Raw genomic sequence first — 21,688 nt, forward strand, 5'->3', positions numbered from 1 at the left:
GGCGCAGTAATATGCACATTTTAGCATTTTTAGCAACTGGGTATATACGCTTGATAAAAATAATTAAATCTAGTTATAAGGATGAAGATAAAATTTTGTAATTCTAACTTCTTGAGACTTTTTAAATTCAGGTAATAATTTCTGGAAGTTGGGTGGCTGTAGTTGTTAAGATGATGATTTATTTTTTTGCTTTTGTGACCAGAATAGTTGCTGATTGTTCTGGCTGTGGCCCGTAAGCAGCACCAGAGTTATGTTGCTCTGGGATGCGAACTTGAAAAAAGAAATTGAGGGAAAATGTAATTGTGACTGCTAGCAATAGTTTTTCAAACATGGTTTTTCTTCCACCTACACCATTAATGATTGATTCCTACATTTCAAAAGCTTTATCAGAAAGTCTCAGTATTGACTTACGATGCCCAGAACCTTTGAAGAATAAGGTTGCTCACATAAAGTTTTGCCACTGGGACAATTTGCATAGTCTTAGTTTGCCCAGAGGTGTTGGCAGATTTATATCAGAAATGATAAGTATTGATAAATTTTTGGTAATCGAATGATGAACTCATCCAATTACTCGGCTGGATATGTCAGGGATAAACAATAGGCGATGGTAATGGTAAGAAACGAATCTGTAGGGCGTATGGTAATGTTGCTTTGTTTCGGCACAGCATTTTTATCTTTAGCTGTCCATTGGCGCATTACTACGGCGGAACGGCAGTCTGAGAAGCCTGTATCTACTTCAATGCGGCGAGATTCTACCCTAACCAATCCAAAGGGAAGCCGCCCAGAGGGAGTCTACAAAAATCTTTCCCAAGTGAGTTTAGGGGAAATTGCACTGGGTGCATCTGTGCCACCTGATGAAGTTGACCAAGGCTCAACTGCCCAGAGGACGTCTACACCAAAGTCCTCTGCTATCAAGAAGTCAAAAATAATTAAGAAGAATGTAGCCAAAGCAAATACTCGTAGGACTTCTACACTCAAGTTTTCTACTATTAAGTCTCAAACAAAGTCAAAAATAATTAAGAAGAATGTAGCCAAAGCAACTATTCCTAGGGTTTCTACACTTAAGCCTTCTACTATTAAGCCGCAAACTCAGCCCCAAACTATTAAGAAAAATGTAGCTAAAGTAACCGATCTACCAACTCAGACACGGCTGGTAGCACAAGTAGAAAGACAAAATCCAATTGCGGATAGTTGGCCAAAAGCTTTATGGTCTAAGGCTTCAGCCCAACAAGTAGCATCTAATCGGCTGGCAGATGCCAAGACGCAAGTTGTAGTTGATTTAAGCGATCGCCGCACTTATGTATATGCAGGAGACGAGGTGATAGCCAGCTACCCAATTGCTATCGGTAAGAAAGGTTGGGAAACACCTACAGGTTCTTTCCAGGTGATCCACATGCGACACTATCCAATCTGGCGTCACCCAATTACGGGCAAAGTTTTTGAAGCTGGTACTGATAGTCCCTTAGGAGATAGATGGATTGGTTTTTGGTCAGATGGACGGAATGAAATTGGCTTTCATGGCACGCCAGAGATTGACCTAGTGGGAACTGCTGTATCCCACGGCTGCTTAAGAATGCGTAATTCTGATGTGCGATTGTTGTATGAACAAGTAAGTTTAGGAACAACAGTGTTAGTACGTGATTAATTAAGAGTCCTTTGTCATTTGTCATTTGTCCCTTGTCAGTTATTCTTTGCAAATGACCAATGACCAATGACTAATGACTCTTAACATTATAATTTTTGCTCAAAGTTAGGTGCGTATGCCTGGAGTAAAGCACTAACTTGGCGTACAACCTCATTACCAGTGTTTTTACCCAAGGCTTGCCGTTCTGGAAAGAAATTGGGTCGATCTAGGTAACGGTTAATCGCTTCACTTACTTGCTGAGAAATTAAGTCTTGCAATTGTGCCTGAGCGTTTTGGCGTTGGAAGCTAGCACCTTCTTCTGTAGTCGCATACAAAGGTGGTAGGCGATTGAGAGCGTAAGCAGCAATATCCCCAACATCTAGAGAACTTTCGCTGGTGGCTTCAATTTCTGCGACTCGGGCGATCGCTTCCGTAAGTACCAATTCTTCCATAACGTTAATGAATTGTTTGCGAGGTACCGCCACTACCTCACCAGTCAATAGCGCACCCATCAACCGATCCAGCGCCATATACTCTTCAATTGAGAGTTCCGAGGCGTTATCACAGATTCTACCGACTTCTGCTTCCATTGCTGGTGTTAAATAACCATCCTGGAGAGCTTGTTCTACAATTTTTTCGATGCTCATAACGCTTATCATCATTTATGTTAGCAAAGCTTGGTAGGGACGGTATCAATCCAATTTATCTTGCCCAATTATCAGCAAAAAAAAACACAAATTATGCAAAGACGCGACCAATCCGCCTCTACTAGTTAACAGCCTTAGTTCGCCAAGGTGTTGGATCAACAGATTGTCCGTTGACATATAAACCCCAGTGTAAGTGCGGCCCCGTAGAAGCGCCCGTTGAACCCACTGCACCAATTCGTTGACCAGCTTTCACAAAATCACCTTCTTTAACGTTAATACGACTCAGGTGCATGAAAATACTGGTTACTCCTTGACCGTGGTCAATGCCAACTACGTTACCATGTACCCGAAACCCTTGGGATACCCTACCTACCAAAGCAACTCGCCCAGCAGCTGGGGCAATCACTGGTGAACCGGCAGCACCAGCGTAGTCAAGACCACGATGATAGTATTCCTTTGCAAATGTACCATTATAGTAGCGACGAACACCATAGGTTGTAGTCATCCGCCCTGCATTTGGCTTCAAGAATACCCCATTCCAATACTTTTCTGGTGTTTGTAGTGTCTTAAAAGCTGCCACGCGCTTCAGTTCATATTCTGTGGCATTCACTCCGGCTTTGCCAGGTGGTAAAGTAATGCGTTGTACGGGGAATTTGCGATTAAGCACATTCACTGCCAAGTTTTGTACTTGACCATCTCCTACAACCCGAACTGTTCTAGTTCCAGCTTTTTCTAATGGAGTTGTGGGAATAAAAGCCCGATATTGATTGGGTGCAATTTCAAAGGCTGGATATGTATTTTTACCACTAGCTACTGTCGGATTTGTACTATTGTCTGGATTATCTAGATTAATCTCCACCGAGAGTGTATCCCCTAATTTCGGATTAATTGGAGTCACCTTTACTTGTAGGGCATCTACGGGTAGTGCCAAGGTGATGGGTAGAACAGCAAATATTCCCTTGAACACATTCATTGCAAAGCGATTGACTGTCAAATTTTTGACATCAAAACCGAGCAACTTTTTGTTTGAACTACTAGCGCTATTCTCAATAATCATAGAACTACAAAAGATCCCTTGCTTGTGTTGGAAAATAGACTAGCTTATTATCGCTAGTGTTTCCTGTTTGAAGCCAATGTTGTTGATAACCATAAATTTTAGGAAATTCTCCAGGTATTTATGGATTGCAAGGGTAAATCACTTTATTTCTAATTTGTAGTGAATTGGCTTAAGCTCTAATAACTAAGGTGTGGTGAAATTGACAATGAGCATAAAATTTAACTAGATTGATGGCAAAAACTCTCTTATGGCTTGCTATAAGTGTCACTTGTTAAGCAACAAAGGAAACTCATTGTGGTTACAGTAATTACATAATAATACTTAAATAAAATATGGGAATCAACTGGACACTAATATTACACTGTTAAGTTAAAATCGGTATAGGGAAATTACTTAAACTAGGTAAAAAAGTCGGCAAGGATAAATTAATCTGTGAAGTGCATTGATGTTTGCAGGCTACGCCTACGCTGAGATGCTTGAGCAGATTTACTTAATACCCTCAAAAAGCTGAGTCGGGGATTATCTTTTCTTACAATTGTCAAGATTTTAGTTTTGCCTATCCTCATATCGGAAGCTAAACCACCTAACCCCGATTGATGGTGTTGCAATTACGTAATAGTTACTAAATAACCTTCTAACCCAGATTCCGCACTTTGAAGTGTCACAAGCGGTAATTACTGAAACAAAAAAGTCAAGCAAGAATAAAATCAGACATACATAGCCAAAAATTTGAGCAGTATGAGCAGGGAGCAGCAGGCTTATTAATTGTTCACAATTTAATTTTGGCTGAACAAGTTAATTAGCGATCGCCTACAAACCGTAGATTATTATGAAATGGCTATCAAGGATCGCCGTATCAGAGTAATAATTCGATGCTCCCTTTCTCCCAGTTTTCTGCTGGTTGCGCCACTACTCGATTATCTCTTCATTTACCCAGAAGGTGATACTGCCTCGTTGCTTTAGTGCTGCTTCATTTGCGTTCCAATTCCGAACTTTATACTGGGCTTTCGTCTTCATCTTTGGGCTAGGCGGCAAGAGAATATAGGCGATAAGTAAAATTTACCATTTTCCCTATTCATGCAACAACGTCGTAAGTACCCGCATTTCTCACAAGCTCAAGGCGTTTGATGGAGCAGAAGAGAAGTAATGAGTAATGAGTAAAAACTTCTTACTTCTTACTTATTACTTCTCCCCGGCACTTGCACAGGCTTTAAGAGGTGTGGTGAGAAATCCGGGAGTAATCCCCGACTCTAGCAACCTACACTGTAATCATTCGTCGAGCGTCTCTTAGAGAAGAATACAGTGTAGGAGTATATTACTTGCAGTAGGTTCGTTGTGGCAGACTAGGATCTAACACAAAGGGATTTTCATTACTTTGGGGTGTTTTAGCGATCGCCTGACTGCGTGCTACTTCACCAGCATCAATTGGATCGTCTGCTTGCCACTTACAAAGAGTATCCTTTTGTGCTTCAAAGAAGCTTGCATTTGCCAGTTCTGGGTAGACTGTGCGGAAATAGAAAATTACTCGAGCAACGTCTCCTTTCTTTGCCTCCCGTGGTTCAAAGAATCCCCGTTTGGATTCGCTGTATTTGTCAATATCCTGCGGACTCGGTTTGAAACTTAGTTCATCATCGTCAAGATACCAAGACGTAGTTTGATTATCAGGAATATCTGCAAATGGAAAGTTTGCGCGATCGCTGTTAACTTCCACGCGTGAAGCAAAGAGGTTATGCAAATCGCTTTTTGCTGGGCCTTCAGCTCCCATACTCTGCGGCCAAACGTGTTCTGCATTGATTCTGCGTTGTGCAGCTTCTTCTCTGGGTTTATCTGAATTTGGGTTGATCGGAACACTGTAACCAGCGTAGATGTCTGTTACTATACCGCCTTGGTTATCTATTTTGGTGTAGAGCAAATCACGAGCGCTACCATATCCCAGGCTAATACGAGGAGAGTAAACGCTATCTAGTTTTTTCAGTAAATCGTCTCCTGTAACACCAGAAAGAATTGTGCTTGATGTAATCGGTGGTTCAGAAGTGGTATCTGGGATTGATGGAATAGGAGTAGTCTCACCAACAGCTGATAGAGTAAACCGAGCAATCATAGGATCGTGATCGCTGGCTGACCTAGAAAACCCTGCGTTAACGTGAACAGCATTTATCTCAGGATTTGCTTTGTTAAACAAATTTGCGGTAACGAGGATCTGGTCAATTTGTTCTTTACTTCCTCGAAAGATAAAAGAAAAGCGGTCATCTTGAGGAATTTTGTTTACCAAATTTTCCAGCTTATTTCCTTCAAGGGTTTTTATCGCTTGGGAATCTGGAGTATCGTTCAGATCGCCAAGAACGACAATATTTGCATTTGGGTCAGTAGTTAAGCGATTTACAACAAATTCGTTAACAATTGTTGCCTGTTTTATCCGTTTTGGGTTAGAAGCCGCTCCGCCGCTTTTAGAAGCAAAGTGATTGTTTATCAGGGTAATGGGAATATCGTTGAAAGTAAATTCACCCACTAAAGGTTTGCGACTTTCTAAAAAAGCTGGATCGTTTGCAAAGCGTTCAAGGTTCTGTAGTTTAACTCGTTGAGGATTGAACAAAAAGCCTACGCGGATATTGCCACCTGGTTGGCCTCCATCAAGTCCGTTTTGAGGCGGAATTTCTTGATATTCATAAGCTGGGCCTCCTACAGATTGAATAGAATCGATTAGAGTGTCAGCAGTCAGAACAGCATCAACTACTGAACTCAACTCAGCCCCATCATTGTCTTGTACTTCTTGCAAAGCAATAATATCTGGTGCTTCAAGATTATTAACAATCTGGTTTGCCAAAGCTGTAAACTTACCGCTTGTCACATCATCATCGACGTTTCTGCGCGTATTACCATCAACCTTAGAGACGCTTTCCTTTTTAGGATCAAGATTTTCGACATTAAAAGTAGCAACCGTTAGTTGCGTAGGACTTCCTACCAAAGATGTAACTTGTACACCATGAGCGATTCCTGAAGGAAGGCAGAATGCAAGAAAAACAATAAGGCATAGTGTCTGTAAGACTTTTCGGATAGAACTCATGAACATTGTCCTTAATTGTAAATAGAGACTAAATTCAGTTGGAGCATTATCCCAAAGATATGAGAAACAAATAAATCTAGAGGATGTTTTCAAAGTTCCCTTATGGGTAGCAAAACATTCTAAATACCCCTAACTTATTGAGGAATTTAATTCTAGTTCCACTTTCAAAAGGGAGGATAGGCGGGATAAATAATTACCTAAAATTACAGCCAGCCATTTTTTACACAACCTCTGAATTTTTCTCAAGTCATTAGCTAAGAAAAACAATCTATTTGTTTAACTCACAATTAAGTATTGAGTGCCAGTTTGCTTTTTGATGATGAAGTGTACTGAGATTTGCCAAAAGATGTCATAGCAATAATACAGCAGTTATTTGATATTTATCAACTTGTTATTAAATTTTCAATATTAAATTGCGACTGCTGTTAGCGCAGTATTAGCGAGGTACGAGCTTCGCTTGCAGGGCTATAATAAATAAGTGCAATTTTCAGCAAGATATAAGTATAAATAAAAAATAATATTTAGTAATTATTTAAGAATACAAAATTTAATTAACTCAAGGTTAAGGATTGATAAAATATACTATCTTCATTTTTGTGGGCATCAATGACTTTTTGGCGTAGATCGGTGGAGTAAGCTTTCATATCGATGCACATAGTTCTTGATATACTCCATCCTTCCACACTGCATTCCACTCAAGTGAGAACCGCTATAGTGTGTTAAAGATTGACCATTCCTCTTTAGTGGGAATTTTTTTGTCACGAACTTATGCAAAGCTGTAAAAGAAAAATGCTTTGTTAAACATTATCTATGAATATCCATAAAGTCTCTACGACTCCCTTAAACGACCAAAAGCCTGGTACTTCTGGGCTACGGAAAGCAGTTAGAGTTTTTCAGCAGCCCCACTACCTGGAAAATTTTATCCAATCCACCTTCGATTCCGTGGGGGACTTGCGAGGACAAACCTTAGTCTTAGGTGGTGATGGTCGTTATTACAATCGCCAAGCTATTCAAATCATTTTGAAAATGGCTGCGGCCAATGGCATTGAGCGAATTAAAGTCGGTCAACAGGGGATTTTGTCTACTCCTGCGACTTCTGCGATTATTCGCAAGTATCAGGCTATTGGTGGCATCATCTTGTCTGCTAGCCATAATCCGGGCGGCCCAAATGGTGACTTTGGTGTGAAATATAACATTAGCAACGGTGGCCCAGCGCCGGAAAAGGTGACAGAGGCGATCTACGATCGCAGTAAAGTGATTGATAACTACCAAATTCTGGAAGCACCAGACGTAGATTTAGAAACTTTAAGTGAGTCACATTTGGGAGAGACGGTAGTTGAGGTGATTGACTCCGTACAGGATTATGAAGAGTTAATGGAGTCCCTGTTTGATTTTGAACGGATTCAGCAACTGTTAGCAAAAGGAAATTTTCGGTTCAGTATTGATGCCTTACACGCGGTGGCTGGGCCTTATGCTCATGCCATTTTTGAGCAACGTTTGGGCGCACCAGTGGGAACTGTGCAAAATGGTACACCCTTAGAAGACTTTGGGGGCGGACACCCTGACCCAAATCTGGTTTATGCCCATGAGTTGGTGGATATTTTGTACGGAGACGATGCGCCAGATTTTGGGGCAGCTTTTGATGGAGATGGCGATCGCAATATGATCTTAGGGCATAAGTTCTTTGTCACCCCTAGCGATAGCCTCGCAGTGTTAGCCGCAAATGCCAAGCTAGTTCCTGGTTATAGTGAGGGTTTAGCCGGGGTAGCGCGATCAATGCCTACTAGCCAAGCAGTAGATCGAGTTGCTGCTCAGATTGGGATTGAATGCTATGAAACACCTACTGGCTGGAAGTTTTTCGGCAATCTCTTAGACGCGGGTAAAGCTACTCTTTGCGGTGAAGAAAGTTTTGGAACAGGCTCTAACCATATCCGCGAAAAAGACGGGCTATGGGCTGTTCTGTTCTGGCTGAATATCATAGCAGTCCGGCAACAATCTGTTGAGCAGATTGTACGGGAACACTGGCAAACCTATGGGCGCAATTATTACTCCCGCCATGACTATGAAGAAATAGAAACAGGGCCAGCCAATACTTTAATAGAAAGACTGCGTTCCTTATTGCCAACCCTTAAAGGTAAGCAATTCGGTAACTATGAAGTTGAATACAGCGATGACTTTAGTTATACCGACCCTGTTGATGGCAGCATTAGCGAGAAACAGGGTGTTCGCATTGGCTTTACCGATGGCTCCCGCATTGTGGTAAGACTTTCTGGTACGGGTACTCAAGGGGCGACTCTGAGAGTTTATCTAGAAAGCTACGAGCAAGATCCCGCCAAACATGACCTTGAACCACAGGAAGCACTTGCTTCTTTAATCACTATTGCCCAGGAGATAGCCCAAATCCGCGAACTGACAGGACGGGAACAGCCAACTGTGATCACCTAATACTTTGCTCCCGCTAGTTTTGAGGTTTGTAGTAAGCATTTTAGTGATTAGAAAATAACAACGCTTTGTGCTTACTACGAACTTGCTTACCATTGCCATTAGTTGGTGAAGCCTAGATATTAGACAAAAATGAACCTACGTAGATTAAGACATATTGACCCTGGCGATCGTTCGTTCTAGTGCGCTGGAAGTTACTGCCATCGGACAGATGTTTCGTGATGCTCTCAAAGTAGCACAGCGATCGCTGTGCTACTTTGGTTTATTTCCTTTTCGCTGGCAAAGAAATCTCCAAGCAGGCATTCGATGCTCTACGAGCGTCAATTTCGGCAAGTATTTGCTTTCCTTGAGAAAAATCACTCTCTAAGTAAGGATTATTAAAACAATGAACATTCAAGAAGCTTTTAATAACGCTGCCGCAGATTATGATAATTTGCGTCGCATTTTAATACCCTGTTTTGATGAGTTTTATAAAACAGCAGTTGAAATTATCCCAAGTAATCGCCAGGCATCCCTGAAGGTTTTAGATTTGGGCGCTGGTACTGGACTTTACTCAGGTATGGTTCAATCAGTCTTTCCTAATGCAGAATTCACCTTACTGGATTTAGCTTTTGAAATGCTAGAGAAAGCTGAGTTTAGATTTAGAAAGATGGGGAAATTTCCCCATCTTTTAATTGGTAACTATGTAGAAGTTGATTTGTGTGATTCCTATGACCTTGTGATATCAGCCTTATCCATTCACCATTTGCCTGATTGTAATAAGAAACTTCTATATCAAAAAATTTATAATATTCTCAATCCAGGAGGGATGTTTGTTAACGCTGATCAGGTGTTAGGCAAAACTACCGATTTAGAAAAACTCTATCGTCAACACTGGCTGAATTCTGTACTTGCTTTGGGTGTTTCACCGGAGGATCTCAAGAGCGCACAAAAACGTATGGAATACGATTGCATGACACCCCTTGATGTTCAACTTAGTTGGTTAGAAGCCGCAGGTTTTCAAAATGTAGACTGCTGGTACAAAAATTTTAGCTTTGCAGTATTTGGTGGGTATCGACCAATTCAACCTTAAAAAGTTCGTTTAATCGCAGTGGAGCATCGGCAAGTTATCCACTTGTACTGTTAGCCATACGGGAGGGTAGAAAGCCAAGGTAACATTCCTTTCGGTGTTGATTACGTTGTTCGATGAGTTTTTCTAAACTTTGGAGACGGTCTTGCAAGCGTTTTAGAATCTGCACAATTTCACAAATTATCTTAGCTTTTTATTGCAAGCGTACAGATACACTACCTGCATGGGCTGGCAAACCTTCTGCCTCTGCTAAGGTGATAGCTGCTTTGCCTATTGTCTGTAATGCTTGTTTATCACATTCTAAATAAGTAATTCGTTTGAGAAAGTCGTAGACACTCAAACCAGAGGCAAAGCGGGCAGAACGGGCAGTTGGCAGTACATGGTTGGGGCCTCCTAAATAATCGCCAATCGCTTCTGGAGTATAACGTCCTAAAAACACGCTCCCGGCACACTTAATTTGATTGGCAAGCAGTTGTGGGTTGTCTACACATAATTCCACATGTTCTGGAGCTAGTTGATTAAGCAGTGGTATACTCTCGGCTAAATCGCTGACCAGAATGACGGCTGCATAATTTTTGCCAACTAGCACTGGCAACTTTTGTGGTGGGTAGATCGGCAAGAATTTTCTCAACAGCCTTTATTACTTGTTGCGCGAAAATTTCTGAATCAGTAATTAAGATTGACTGGGCACTAGGATCGTGTTCTGCTTGCGATAGTAAATCCCAGGCAATCCAATCTGGGTTGTTCTGTCCGTCAGCTACCACTAAAATTTCTGAAGGGCCAGCGATGCTATCAATGCCAACAGTGCCAAAGACTTGACGCTTGGCTTCAGCAACATAAGCATTACCAGGGCCAACAATTTTATCTACCGGGGCAATGCTTTCTGTACCATAAGCTAATGCTGCGATCGCTTGCGCCCCACCAATGCCATATATTTCTGTAACACCAGCAACTTGAGCAGCAGCCAATACGGCGGGATTAATCTCACCGCCAGGCATCGGTACTGTCATGACAATTCTTTCAACACCAGCAATTTTGGCTGGTAAGGCATTCATCAACAAAGAACTCGGATAGCTAGCCCGTCCTCCTGGTACATAAATTCCCACTTGCGACAACGCTACCCAATTCAATCCCAGTTTTACGCCGACTGTATCGGTGTAGCCAATATCTGGCGGTAGTTGTTTTTCATGGAAAGCCACAATCCTTTCAGCAGCAAATTCCAGCGCCGCCAAGACATCGGCAGGACATTGCGTTGCGTGTTCGGCAATAAAGGTTTCGCTTAGATGCAAAGACTGAAGATTGTTGCGATCAAAGCGGCTAGTATAGTCCTTAACTGCGGCATCACCACGCACTTTGACATCAGCTAGAATCTCGCGTACTGTCCCGCTAACATCAACTGTAACTTCCCGGCGATCGCTTACAAGGGTTTTGAATTTGACAGAAAAATCTTTGTCGGTAGTTTGAAGTAGCTGCATGGACAGTATCTTAAAAGCAGTGAGGTCAATAATTAGTTTAACGTTGAGAACTGCTATATACGCTAATTATCCGTAGGCTTACACGCTCATTGCATGACTCTGCTATCAATCGGTAATGAAAAGTCGCAAGACCATTCATTCCAAGAGCCAAAATAATTTCTGCCAGAAATTCCTGCCTCTTCTAGTGCTATCAATGTATTGGCAGCCCTGGAACCTTTAAAACAGTAAATATACACAATGGACTCAGAAGTAATACCTACTGAGTGACAAATTTCTCGGATTTCATCTGGCGAACGAAACGTGGGAATATCCGAATCAGATGTCATCAGACGATGCCATTCTAGCCATACAGCGTTAGGGATTCTGCCTTTGCGAGGACAAAAATCAACGGTGTAGGGAGAAGAACTCAACCCAAGCCATTCTTGGCGATCGCGCACATCTAATTTAATAATTGCTGGATTGTCGATTGCTTGCAACATCTCGGCGGTAGTCACCATCATATCAGCGTTGGGATGCAATCTAAATATGCTGCTTTCATACAATGGTACTTCATCGGTAGTAGGTAATCCCGCCCTGAGCCATGCTTTATATCCTCCGTGTAAGATAGATACCTGAGCGCAACCCAAATATTTCAGTAAGAAAGCTGCCCGACAAGATTGGCCATAACCTTTATTTAAAGTATCTTCATAAACAATTAACCATTCTGTACCAGATATTCCTACCCTGCTCAGAATTTCTGCAAAATACTCTTGCAATTTCTTTAATCCTGCTGGGTAAGAATTATCTAAAAGATAGGTGAAGAAATCTCTAATATTTATGGATTGAGGAATATGAGAAATAGCATAATCTTCTGGACTTCGCGTATCGACAATGACAGTTTTTGATGACTTTTGCGCTAATAGAGACGTGAGTTGTTGAGGAGAAATGAGGAGTTTTGTATTCACGCTTTCATGCTGATGTTATCGTCCCATTAGCCATTATCGTGCTTGGTAAATTTTTGTTTGGGAATCCAAATCACAAAACAATGGATGTTGAATGTTACAAGATAACTTTTATGGCTAATACAATGCACTCTGTCTTTCGCTCGTGTTTATCGTCTCACCAATAGATATCTCCAGAAATTAATTATGCGTTACCTGAAACCCTTGTGGAGACGTTGCAATGCAACGTCTCTACATTAAATTGTGCTAAGTAATCGGACAAAAATATTTACAGTCATTGTGTAATTTTTTCTGTCTGACTACTCATTAAACATCAACATGCCAGAAGTACATCAGGAAGAGCTGCATAATTTTGGGTAGCGACAAATTACTAACAAGACTAACAAGATTCCCGACTATTAGAGAAGTCGGGAATCAGAGCATTTCGATTACTCTTTTGCAAACCCAATCAATCATCAGTTGGATCATCGATCATTTCTGGTACTAAAGCTGGGTTACTTTTACGTTCTTCTGGTGATTGCTCCCGAATAACATCGTCTATTCTTGCAGGGTGTTTAATTTTGTCCAGTACCTCTGGATCTAGTTGCGATGGATCGCCTTCTGGACTAGACTTTTCAGCTTGACTAGGAACTGTTTCCTTATTCATCACTATTTCCCCAAACTTATACGTCAAGCTTAAATTGTTTTGTAGTCAGCTTCACACTATCTGGAGACTTAATTTCACACAGCAATAAGTAAAAAAGCGTAAGCGTTGCCCGTCAAAGACATGGCCTCTTGTAGACCAAAGATGATTAAATAGCCTTTACTATAAAAAACGTAAATATTCTGTATTCTCTGTATCACAAATAGGAAATAAGCAGTGTTACCAAAAAAGCCCCCCGCTACCAATCAAACTCAACGCCGGACATTTGCTCAACTTTTCGGACTGGTAAAACGTAATCCCTTGATGATTTCGCGGTGGGTGATCTGCTGGGTAGTTGTAGGCATTGCTGGTGGTCTATTTGCTGCGTTGTACTGGAATATTTTAGAATTTTTAACTCACCAGTTGCAGAAATTTGAAGGTTTTAGCCTCCTGATAGTGATGCCACTAGCTGGTTTATTTATCGGGCTGGTAATTCATTTTTTAGGAAATCCCGGTGAAATCGCCGTGATTGTTGATAATATCCATTTTCGTGGCGGACGCCTAGATGCTCGTAAGAATCCCTCAATGGTTCTTGCTTCTCTAATCAGCATATCGGCAGGCGGTAGTGCTGGCCCAGAAGCACCACTGGTACAGGTAACAGGTTCTTTTGGTACTTGGGTTGGCGATCGCTTAAAACTCCAAGGTGAAGACCTCAGAACCATAAGTTTAGCAGCAATGGCGGCTGGCTTTACCGCCTTGTTTGGCGCACCTCTTGGCGGTGCAATGTTCGCACTGGAAATTTTGCACCATGAGCATATTGTGGAATATTACGAAGCTTTGATGCCAGCCATTGTTTCGAGTTGTGCTAGTTATTTGGTATTTGCAGCAATTACACATTTAGGAATTGCGCCAACTTGGCATTTTCCCCAGTATCACCTAGAAAAAATTGATGATTTTGCGATCGCGATTATGTTTGGAATTATCGGCGCAGTGGCCGGATGGATTTTTATGGCCATTTTTCGGGGCTGCGATTACTTGTTTGCCCGAATTCCTGCCCCCATTTATGTACGCACAACACTAGCAGGATTGGCACTTGGCAGTTTAGCAGTTTTATTACCCCTTACGCGTTATTTTGGACATGAAGAGTTAGATTCAGTCCTCACTACTAGTTTTGGTGCTATTTTTCTCTTAACTCTCGCTCTTGGGAAAATGGCTACCATTAGCATTACGGTAACAGGTGGATGGCGCGGTGGATTCATCATTCCCCTGTTTTTCACTGGTGCTTGCATTGGTAAAGCAGTAGCAGTCTTAATTCCTGGGCTTAATCCTGCCCTTGCCATGATTTGTACAATGGCGGCCATCAACGCAGCCGTAACCCGCACACCTATAAGTACGACTTTGCTAATCTCAAAACTAACTAATTTGAGTCCCTTGACACCAATCCTTTTTGCCAGTTTGATTGGATTTTTTCTCGCTCCCAAAGTTCCTTTGATTGCATCTCAACTGAAGTCTCAACAAGAAGCGATTGATTAACTCAAAAAACAGTCAATCAATTCTTTACATCTTCAGATGATTTTGGGATTCTTGTTTGGCTGCCAAATATTTAGCGATCGCTGCGGCATTCAACGGAATCACTTTTGTTGTTGGGCGTATTGTCTGTAACAATGCGTTTAGGCTGCCACAAGAATGACTAGCCTTGCGATACACGCAAGCATAACTTACACCAGGCAGACGGAAATAGCTACCTATGGCTAATTGTTGAAATGTCATCAGAGCCTCAGATGAATAACGACAGGGAAAATCACAATTGATTGACGAACTTAACCATGATAAGCCGGATAAACTAAGAACCCAAGATTTTATCCAACTACCTTTAGATTGCCACTTTTTTTGCTTACCGTTTCTATCTCAATCCATAACTAAATGCTATGTCCTACTTATTACTGATGCAGGCTCAGTCATAACTTGTAATTAGGCAAATTAGCTTTAGTTTGGGGGAAATTTACTAAATTAATCTTTTTAACTCAAACTATCTTCGTTAAATCTTATTTATCGCGTCTAAAAGAGGCGTTTGTCTAGTTACTTTAGGTGAGTTTTTCGGGCAAAAAAAAACAATACGTGCTAGAATTGTATCAAAATATGTCAATTATTCAAGAGTAATTTGGAATAATTTTACGCTTTGCCAACTTTAAAGGCTAAATCCTACGATTTTTGGAGATTTTTAGGTTATGACAACCTCACAGGAGAGGATTATCCCGATAGACTTGCGAACCGAAATGTCGCAGTCGTACCTCGACTACGCCATGAGCGTGATCGTCTCGCGCGCGCTTCCCGACGCCCGGGACGGGCTGAAGCCGGTTCACCGTCGCATCCTGTATTCGATGCACGACCTGAACATGACGCCCGAGCGCAGCTATTCGAAATGCGCCCGCGTGGTCGGTGACGTACTGGGCCGGTTCCACCCTCATGGCGACGCCTCGGTCTATATGGCCCTGGTGCGGATGGCGCAGCCGTTCTCGATGGGGCTGATGCTGGTCGACGGCCAGGGCAACTTCGGTTCGGTCGACGGCGATATGCCCGCCTCGATGCGTTACACCGAATGCCGTTTACAAGCTTTAACTAGTGCTGGTCTACTGCACGACATCGAGTATGAAACCGTAGATTTCGCCGATAACTTCGACGGCTCCCAGCAAGAACCTACAGTATTACCAGCACGGATTCCCCAATTATTGCTCAACGGTTCCTCTGGGATTGCCGTGGGTATGGCTACCAACATTCCGCCGCACAATTTGGGCGAATTGATTGATGCTTTGGTGGCTGTAATCCATAATCCCGAAATCACCGATCTCGAATTAATGCAGTATGTCCACGGCCCAGATTTTCCAACTGGGGCGCAAATTTTAGGCACATCTGCCATTCGAGAAGCTTACACTACTGGGCGCGGTTCTATTACCATGCGTGGTGTCGCTAACATTGAAACCGTTGAACAACGGGGAAGACCAGATAGAGAAGCAATTATCATCACCGAATTGCCCTATCAAACCAATAAAGCGGCGCTGATTGAAAAAATCGCCGAAATGGTGAATGAGAAGCGGCTAGAGGGCATTGCAGATATCCGCGATGAAAGCGATCGCGACGGGATGCGAGTTGTCATCGAACTTAAGCGTGATGCTTATCCTCGCGTCGTGCTGAACAACCTCTACAAGCAAACGCCACTGCAAGCCAACTTCGGGGCCAATATGCTGGCGTTGGTGAATAGCGAACCCCAAGTCCTCACCCTCAAGCAGTTCTTAACCGTCTTCTTAGATTTCCGCATCGAATCCATTGCCAGACGCACCCGCTACGAACTGCGAAAAGCCGAGGAACGCGACCATCTTTTACAAGGGTTATTGATTGCTTTAGCCCATTTAGATACCATTATTAACTTAATTCGCCATGCCCCTGACGCACCCACAGCCAAAGGTGAATTGATTACAAACTACGGACTCTCCGAAGTGCAAGCCGACGCAATTTTGCAAATGCAACTGCGCCGCTTGACTGCCCTCGAAGCAGATAAAATTCGTCTAGAACACGATGAATTACAAGCGAAAATCACCGACTTGCAAGATATTTTGGCACGTCGGGAGAGAGTGCTAGAAATTATTGAAACCGAAGTCGCGCAACTAAAAACTAACTTTGCCACACCCAGACGCACAATTATTACCCACGCCGAAGGGGAAATCGATGAACGTGACCTAATTGCCAACGAAAAAGCAATTATTCTGTTAACACAGCAAGGTTACATCAAACGGATGCCCGTCAACACCTTCGAGGCGCAAAGCCGCGCCACCAGAGGTAAAGCCGCCGCCAAGGTCAAAGACGATGACACCGTAGAACATTTCTTAACTTGTTGTGATCACGATAGTGTTTTATTCTTTAGCGATCGCGGCGTAGTTTACTGCCTCAAAGCCTATCAAATTCCCGTGGGTTCCCGCACCAGTCGAGGTACACCCATTGTCCAAATGCTACCCATTCCCAAAGAAGAAAAAATCACCTCCATTGTCCCCGTTGACGAATTCAGCGACGACGAATATTTAGTCATGCTCACCAAAGGTGGCAATATTAAGAAAACGGCCTTAGCCGCTTTTAGTAATATTCGGGCTAACGGTTTAATTGCTATTTCCTTAGAAGAAGGGGATCAACTGCGGTGGGTACGCCGCGCTAGAGTTGAAGACAGTATCATCATTGGTTCCCGTCTGGGGATGGCAATACACTTTAGATGTACCCACGAACAACTGCGGCCTCTTGGTAGGGCGACGCGGGGTGTGAAATCGATGAAACTCAAAAAGGGTGATGAACTCGTAGGGATGGATATTATTCCCGCCGCTATTTTAGACACACTCGACACGGGAACGGAAGAGTCAGAAATAGAAGAAATCGAAACCGAAGATATCGAAAATGTGGAAGAAACCACAGAAGTAGAAGTAACAGGTATTGTCGGCCCTTGGGTGTTGGTAATTACAATGGGAGGATATGGTAAGCGCGTCCCAGTTGCCCAGTTCCGCCTGCAAAACCGTGCTGGTCAGGGTTTAATGGCGACGAAGTTCAAAAACCGCAAAACTAAAGACAAGCTGGCAACCCTACGCATTGTCAACAATGATGATGATGAAATCATGATGGTGACAAATCGCGGTATTATCATCCGTCAAGCCGTAAATGCGATTTCTATCCAATCGCGATCGGCGACTGGGGTAAGAGTGCAGCGTTTAGATGAAGACGACGCTATTACTGGAGTGGCAATAGTTCCACCTGATGCTGTCGATGCAGAAGAAGCAGAGTAAAAAGCAGGGGGAGCAGGGGAGGCTTCGGGAGCAAGGGGGAGAGGTTTATCTCTTTGCTACCTTGCTTAGTTTCCTTAGCTAGTGGCATTTTAATGGGGCTAACCGTAGCCCAGTGGGTGCATGGTTCTTGGCTTGGGTTGCCATAGTTCCTTTATGGGTAATAATTCTCACTTCAGGCAAAGGCAAAAAACAATTCCCCCCAGCTTTCCTCTGGGGTATTGGTTTTCACGGTGTCGCCCTATTCTGGATTACCGGAATTCATCCGATGACATGGTTGGGCGTTCCCTGGTTGCCTAGTTTGGCAATCACGCTTTTTTGTTGGGGATTTATCAGTGCTTTGGGTGGGGTATTCCTTAGTATTTGGGCGGCTGTAATGGTTCGCCTGGGCGGACAACCGTGGTTGCGTGTACTTATTGGTACAGCCGTATGGTGCGGTTTAGAGAGCCTTTGGAGTGCTGGCCCTTTGTGGTGGAGTTCACTTGCTTACACCCAAAGCCCACACAATCTTGTAATTGTACATCTGGGGCAACTCTCTGGGCCTAATACTGTGACAGCTGCGATCGTTGCCATTAATGGTTTAATTGCTGAAGGATGGACGAACCGCCAAGACACCAAGTACGCCAAGATTTCCTCTGCATCCTTGGCGGCTTGGCGGTTCGTTAATAAATACTGGGTTATCGCCACAGGATTATTAATTACCTTACACCTGATTGGTTTTATCTTATATAGCCGTCCCATCGCCCAACCACCAGAAGCAGCGTTAAAAGTGGGGATTATTCAGGGTAATATTCCAAACCGACTTTTACGAAGTTCCGAAGGATTTCGTCGCGCCCAAGAAAATTACACGACTGGATATCTGACTTTAGCAGACCAAGGTGTAGATGCAGTCCTCACCCCAGAAGGAGCCTTACCTATTTTCCAACGCAACTTGTTGGGAACTGCTTTAGTCGCAGCTGTGAAGGAAAAAGGCGTAGTTGCTTGGATTGGGGCTTTTGGCGATCGCGGAGACAGTTATACAATTAGCTTGTTTACCTTCGACAGTGAGGGTGAAATTGTCAGCCGCTACGATAAATCAAAACTAGTACCTTTGGGAGAATATATTCCCTTTGAAGAAATTTTTGGCGGACTAGTTCAACGGTTGTCGCCTTTGGAAGCACACCAAGTTCCCGGTTCAGCAAATCAGATATTTGACACTCCATTTGGTCGGGCGATCGCTAGTATATGTTACGAATCTGCTTTTCCTGAACAATTTCGTCGTCAAGCTGCGGCGGGTGGGCAATTTATTCTCAGTTCTTCTAACGATGCCCATTACAGGGCATCGATGCCATTTCAGCACCATGCACAGGATATCATGCGGGCTATTGAAACTGATCGATGGTCAGCACGAGCAACCAATACGGGATATTCAGCATTTCTAGATCCTCACGGTAGAACCTTGTGGATATCTGGATATAATACCTACGAAACTCATGCTGAAACAATTTATCGGCGACAGACACAAACTTTATATGTGCGTTGGGGTGATTGGTTGACACCGTTGTTATTAATATTTTCTGGAGGATTTTGGCTGTTTGTGAAAGTGAAAGCTGAAAACTGAAAAGATTATTTCTTAGAAAACCAAAAACCATTTTCCAATGGTAGTGTGTTATGAATTTTTGAAACAGCATGAACAGGCAAAGTTGCTATTACACAAAGTTTTACAACATGATCCAAATAACCAACAAGCCAGAGACTTATTAGCGGGATATACAGGAATTCGGTTTTATTCTTGAACAAAATGTAAGTATTTCTAGTGGCGTGGCAACAGCCTAACCCACCCTATGTATCTTTTCAAAAATAAATAAGTAGGTTGAAAACATAATATTTAACTGCATATTCTTATCAAATTAACAATCATTCATAAGAATGAAATTTTGGATCAGAATTTCATTCCAAGTTAAGTAAAACAAAAGCTGGATGAACGATAATTTGCTGACTTTAAAGTGTTTTAATAAGGTTATTATCACAAGTCTAGTAGAAGCAAAAACATGAAAGGTTTCAGGAAGTTATCCTCAATAGCGCTATTGCTATGTGCCTTTGTGTATCCGCCCTCATTAGCTGAAGCAAAGGATATTTCTTTAAGTAATGCTCGCAATGAACAAAGCGCTGCACCAGAGGCTACCCTAGTTGGAGATCAAACCGGAGAGCTTTTAATTGCTCAACGGCGGCCAGGGCGATACCGAATTATTCGACGCCGGCAGATCATCCGACGTCGGCAACCCTTTGGACGCTACCAAAATATTCGACCCCGACAGCGCTACGGACGATACCAAAATATCCGACGACGGCAACAGTTAAGACAACGGCCGATTAACCAACGACGGCAGCGTTACGGAAGATACCAAAATATCCGACGTCGTTATTGACGACCGCTAATGCAACTAACTAACCACTAATTATTGCAATACGTTTGGGTTTTGTTCCTCAACCCAGCGTATTGCGTTCTAAGGGACTTGCAAAAAACAAATTATCCCAAATTATTTCTAAATTTGCAGGGGCGCAAGGTCTTGCGCCCCTGCAATGGGATATTTTTTAATTGGAAGTCCCTAATGACTTGCTACTACCTCTCCTTCAAGGCGAACTAGTCGGTCTGCTAAAAGTTTTTCAAGGTCTTCTAATGCCTTGGTGAAACCTTTGATGCCCTCATCTAGTTTGTCGGTTGCCATACGGTCTGCGGCGTGCATCTTGTCATAAGTAGCTTTGTCAACGGATATCTTTTCAATTTCCAAGCTTGCTGCTTTGGCGGGGTCAAGTTTGCGTGGCAATTCTCCAATAGTTGACTGCAATTCAGTCAAAAGGGATGGTGAAATTGTCAACAAATCGCTACCTGCAAGTTCAGTTATTTCACCAAGGTTGCGGAAGCTAGCTCCCATAACTTCGGTTTTATAGCCGAATTTCTTGTAGTAGTTGTAGATTTTGGTGACGGACAAAACTCCTGGATCTTCAGTTGCTGGGTAGCTATCGCGTCCGGTATCTTTTTTGTACCAGTCGAGAATCCGGCCGACGAAGGGAGAAATTAGGGTAATGCCAGCTTCTGCACAGGCGATCGCTTGGTGAAGACCAAACAACAAGGTAAGGTTACAGTGAATACCTTCTTTTTCGAGAATTTCCGCAGCGCGAATACCTTCCCAAGTGCTGGCGATTTTAATTAAAACGCGATCGCGGCCAATTCCAGCAGCTTTATACTGAGCAATTAAGTCCCGTGCCTTAGTCAGGGTAGCTTCGGTATCGTAGGACAAACGAGCATCGACTTCCGTAGATACGCGACCGGGAATAATTTGCAAAATCTTTAATCCAAAGGCAACTGCCAAACGGTCAAAAGCTAGAGAAACAATCTGTGCTTGGTTGGCTCCGGCTCCAGCATCTTTCTTCGCTTGGAGTAAAGTTTGATCGACAATTCCCTGATATTCTGGCATTTGCGCCGCAGCAGTAATCAGCGAAGGATTGGTGGTGGCATCTCGGGGTGTGAACTTTTCAATTGCCTGGATATCCCCTGTGTCTGCGACCACAACAGTCACTTGTCGCAGTTGTTCTAGTAAATTCTTAGACATAAAATACTCCGTGATGAATGTTACAGGATTTACCGAAGAAGAATTCAGAATTCAGGAGCCAGAATTCAGAATGGATTTTGTGTGATGGTTACTGAGCTTGTCGAAGTACTGGATGGAGAATCCAGGTTTAGAGCAAGCAATTTTAATCATGGAGAAGAAAAAATTCTTTCCGTGACTCTTTGTACTGACTTCAGACGTGGGGTATTCTGAATTCTGAATTCTGTCTTCTGACTCCTTCTCATTCTGTCTTCTGACTCCTTCTCATTTATTCCCCAGTTCTTTACACTCTTTACTCTTCCTTCAATTCTGATTCTGGCAATTTTTCTTAATCATTGCC

At 42.8% G+C, this 21,688-nt stretch carries 16 protein-coding genes and 2 pseudogenes; 9 read left to right on the forward strand and 9 right to left on the reverse strand.

The window, feature by feature from the left end:
• Positions 1-178: 178 nt before the first annotated feature.
• A complete protein-coding gene (locus ANSO36C_RS02755) occupies positions 179-331 on the reverse strand; it encodes a hypothetical protein (RefSeq protein WP_251958288.1) in 153 nt (50 codons plus the stop codon).
• 657 nt (positions 332-988) lie between these two features.
• On the opposite strand from ANSO36C_RS02755, the gene ANSO36C_RS02760 reads away from it, so the two are divergent.
• A complete protein-coding gene (locus tag ANSO36C_RS02760; RefSeq protein WP_410174704.1) occupies positions 989-1,645 on the forward strand; it encodes a L,D-transpeptidase in 657 nt (218 codons plus the stop codon).
• An 86-nt stretch (positions 1,646-1,731) separates the two neighbouring features.
• Here ANSO36C_RS02760 and ANSO36C_RS02765 read toward each other — a convergent pair whose 3' ends face one another.
• The 3 genes from ANSO36C_RS02765 to ANSO36C_RS02775 all read right to left on the reverse strand — a co-directional run bounded on the left by ANSO36C_RS02765 (position 1,732) and on the right by ANSO36C_RS02775 (position 6,392).
• On the reverse strand, positions 1,732-2,271 hold the full coding sequence (locus ANSO36C_RS02765; RefSeq protein WP_251958289.1) for a late competence development ComFB family protein: 540 nt from the start codon (positions 2,269-2,271) through the stop codon (positions 1,732-1,734).
• A 121-nt stretch (positions 2,272-2,392) separates the two neighbouring features.
• Positions 2,393-3,328, reverse strand: a complete 936-nt coding sequence (locus tag ANSO36C_RS02770) for a M23 family metallopeptidase (protein ID WP_251958290.1) — start codon at positions 3,326-3,328, stop codon at positions 2,393-2,395.
• 1,315 nt (positions 3,329-4,643) lie between these two features.
• A complete protein-coding gene (locus tag ANSO36C_RS02775) occupies positions 4,644-6,392 on the reverse strand; it encodes an endonuclease (RefSeq protein WP_251958291.1) in 1,749 nt (582 codons plus the stop codon).
• 810 nt (positions 6,393-7,202) lie between these two features.
• On the opposite strand from ANSO36C_RS02775, the gene ANSO36C_RS02780 reads away from it, so the two are divergent.
• From ANSO36C_RS02780 to ANSO36C_RS02790, 3 genes are all read left to right on the forward strand, one after another.
• A complete protein-coding gene (locus ANSO36C_RS02780; protein ID WP_251958292.1) occupies positions 7,203-8,837 on the forward strand; it encodes an alpha-D-glucose phosphate-specific phosphoglucomutase in 1,635 nt (544 codons plus the stop codon).
• Positions 8,838-8,991: 154 nt separating this feature from the next.
• On the forward strand, positions 8,992-9,201 hold the full coding sequence (locus tag ANSO36C_RS33800) for a hypothetical protein (protein ID WP_267145374.1): 210 nt from the start codon (positions 8,992-8,994) through the stop codon (positions 9,199-9,201).
• Positions 9,202-9,219: 18 nt separating this feature from the next.
• Positions 9,220-9,906 carry a class I SAM-dependent methyltransferase gene (locus ANSO36C_RS02790; RefSeq protein WP_251958293.1) on the forward strand — a complete coding sequence of 229 codons (687 nt, stop codon included), beginning with the start codon at positions 9,220-9,222 and terminating at the stop codon, positions 9,904-9,906.
• Positions 9,907-10,096: 190 nt separating this feature from the next.
• Here the strand turns inward: ANSO36C_RS02790 and hisD are convergent.
• From hisD to ANSO36C_RS02805, 3 genes and pseudogenes are all read right to left on the reverse strand, one after another.
• A pseudogene (hisD, locus tag ANSO36C_RS02795) lies at positions 10,097-11,378 on the reverse strand (histidinol dehydrogenase).
• Between the two features lie 86 nt (positions 11,379-11,464).
• Positions 11,465-12,322, reverse strand: coding sequence for a sulfurtransferase (locus ANSO36C_RS02800; protein WP_251958294.1), 858 nt, complete (start codon positions 12,320-12,322; stop codon positions 11,465-11,467).
• A gap of 445 nt (positions 12,323-12,767) precedes the next feature.
• A complete protein-coding gene (locus ANSO36C_RS02805) occupies positions 12,768-12,965 on the reverse strand; it encodes a hypothetical protein (protein ID WP_118166258.1) in 198 nt (65 codons plus the stop codon).
• 213 nt (positions 12,966-13,178) lie between these two features.
• Here ANSO36C_RS02805 and ANSO36C_RS02810 point away from each other — a divergent pair, with 213 nt between their 5' ends.
• On the forward strand, positions 13,179-14,474 hold the full coding sequence (locus tag ANSO36C_RS02810) for a chloride channel protein (protein ID WP_251958295.1): 1,296 nt from the start codon (positions 13,179-13,181) through the stop codon (positions 14,472-14,474).
• A gap of 24 nt (positions 14,475-14,498) precedes the next feature.
• Here the strand turns inward: ANSO36C_RS02810 and ANSO36C_RS02815 are convergent, their stop codons facing one another.
• A complete protein-coding gene (locus tag ANSO36C_RS02815; protein WP_096581555.1) occupies positions 14,499-14,711 on the reverse strand; it encodes a hypothetical protein in 213 nt (70 codons plus the stop codon).
• A 458-nt stretch (positions 14,712-15,169) separates the two neighbouring features.
• Here ANSO36C_RS02815 and gyrA point away from each other — a divergent pair, with 458 nt between their 5' ends.
• The 4 genes and pseudogenes from gyrA to ANSO36C_RS02835 all read left to right on the forward strand — a co-directional run bounded on the left by gyrA (position 15,170) and on the right by ANSO36C_RS02835 (position 20,166).
• The gene (gene gyrA, locus ANSO36C_RS02820) at positions 15,170-17,761 is read left to right on the forward strand and encodes a DNA gyrase subunit A (RefSeq protein ID WP_251958296.1); all 2,592 of its coding nucleotides are present in this window, start codon (positions 15,170-15,172) and stop codon (positions 17,759-17,761) included.
• Between the two features lie 92 nt (positions 17,762-17,853).
• A pseudogene (gene lnt / locus ANSO36C_RS02825) lies at positions 17,854-19,358 on the forward strand (apolipoprotein N-acyltransferase).
• A gap of 37 nt (positions 19,359-19,395) precedes the next feature.
• Entirely contained in the window at positions 19,396-19,533 is a 138-nt protein-coding gene (locus ANSO36C_RS02830) for a hypothetical protein (RefSeq protein WP_251958297.1), read from the forward strand.
• Between the two features lie 255 nt (positions 19,534-19,788).
• Entirely contained in the window at positions 19,789-20,166 is a 378-nt protein-coding gene (locus ANSO36C_RS02835) for a hypothetical protein (RefSeq protein ID WP_251958298.1), read from the forward strand.
• Positions 20,167-20,346: 180 nt separating this feature from the next.
• Here the strand turns inward: ANSO36C_RS02835 and ANSO36C_RS02840 are convergent, their stop codons facing one another.
• A complete protein-coding gene (locus ANSO36C_RS02840; protein ID WP_251958299.1) occupies positions 20,347-21,351 on the reverse strand; it encodes a transaldolase in 1,005 nt (334 codons plus the stop codon).
• Between the last annotated feature and the right edge of the window lie 337 nt (positions 21,352-21,688).

It is taken from the genome of Nostoc cf. commune SO-36 (assembly GCF_023734775.1).
GTDB lineage: Bacteria > Cyanobacteriota > Cyanobacteriia > Cyanobacteriales > Nostocaceae > Nostoc > Nostoc commune_A.

Excerpts from the sequence above, each read along its gene's own strand:
- ANSO36C_RS02815 (WP_096581555.1), bottom strand. The coding sequence starts at position 14,711 with ATGACATTTCAACAATTAGCCATAGGTAGCTATTTCCGTCTGCCTGGT.
- ANSO36C_RS02765 (WP_251958289.1), bottom strand. The coding sequence starts at position 2,271 with ATGAGCATCGAAAAAATTGTAGAACAAGCTCTCCAGGATGGTTATTTA.
- ANSO36C_RS02840 (WP_251958299.1), bottom strand. The coding sequence starts at position 21,351 with ATGTCTAAGAATTTACTAGAACAACTGCGACAAGTGACTGTTGTGGTC.
- ANSO36C_RS02770 (WP_251958290.1), bottom strand. The coding sequence starts at position 3,328 with ATGATTATTGAGAATAGCGCTAGTAGTTCAAACAAAAAGTTGCTCGGT.
- ANSO36C_RS02755 (WP_251958288.1), bottom strand. The coding sequence starts at position 331 with ATGTTTGAAAAACTATTGCTAGCAGTCACAATTACATTTTCCCTCAAT.
- ANSO36C_RS02835 (WP_251958298.1), top strand. The coding sequence starts at position 19,789 with ATGAAAGGTTTCAGGAAGTTATCCTCAATAGCGCTATTGCTATGTGCC.
- ANSO36C_RS02790 (WP_251958293.1), top strand. The coding sequence starts at position 9,220 with ATGAACATTCAAGAAGCTTTTAATAACGCTGCCGCAGATTATGATAAT.
- ANSO36C_RS02805 (WP_118166258.1), bottom strand. The coding sequence starts at position 12,965 with ATGAATAAGGAAACAGTTCCTAGTCAAGCTGAAAAGTCTAGTCCAGAA.
- ANSO36C_RS02830 (WP_251958297.1), top strand. The coding sequence starts at position 19,396 with ATGGTAGTGTGTTATGAATTTTTGAAACAGCATGAACAGGCAAAGTTG.
- ANSO36C_RS02780 (WP_251958292.1), top strand. The coding sequence starts at position 7,203 with ATGAATATCCATAAAGTCTCTACGACTCCCTTAAACGACCAAAAGCCT.
- gyrA (WP_251958296.1), top strand. The coding sequence starts at position 15,170 with ATGACAACCTCACAGGAGAGGATTATCCCGATAGACTTGCGAACCGAA.
- ANSO36C_RS02775 (WP_251958291.1), bottom strand. The coding sequence starts at position 6,392 with ATGAGTTCTATCCGAAAAGTCTTACAGACACTATGCCTTATTGTTTTT.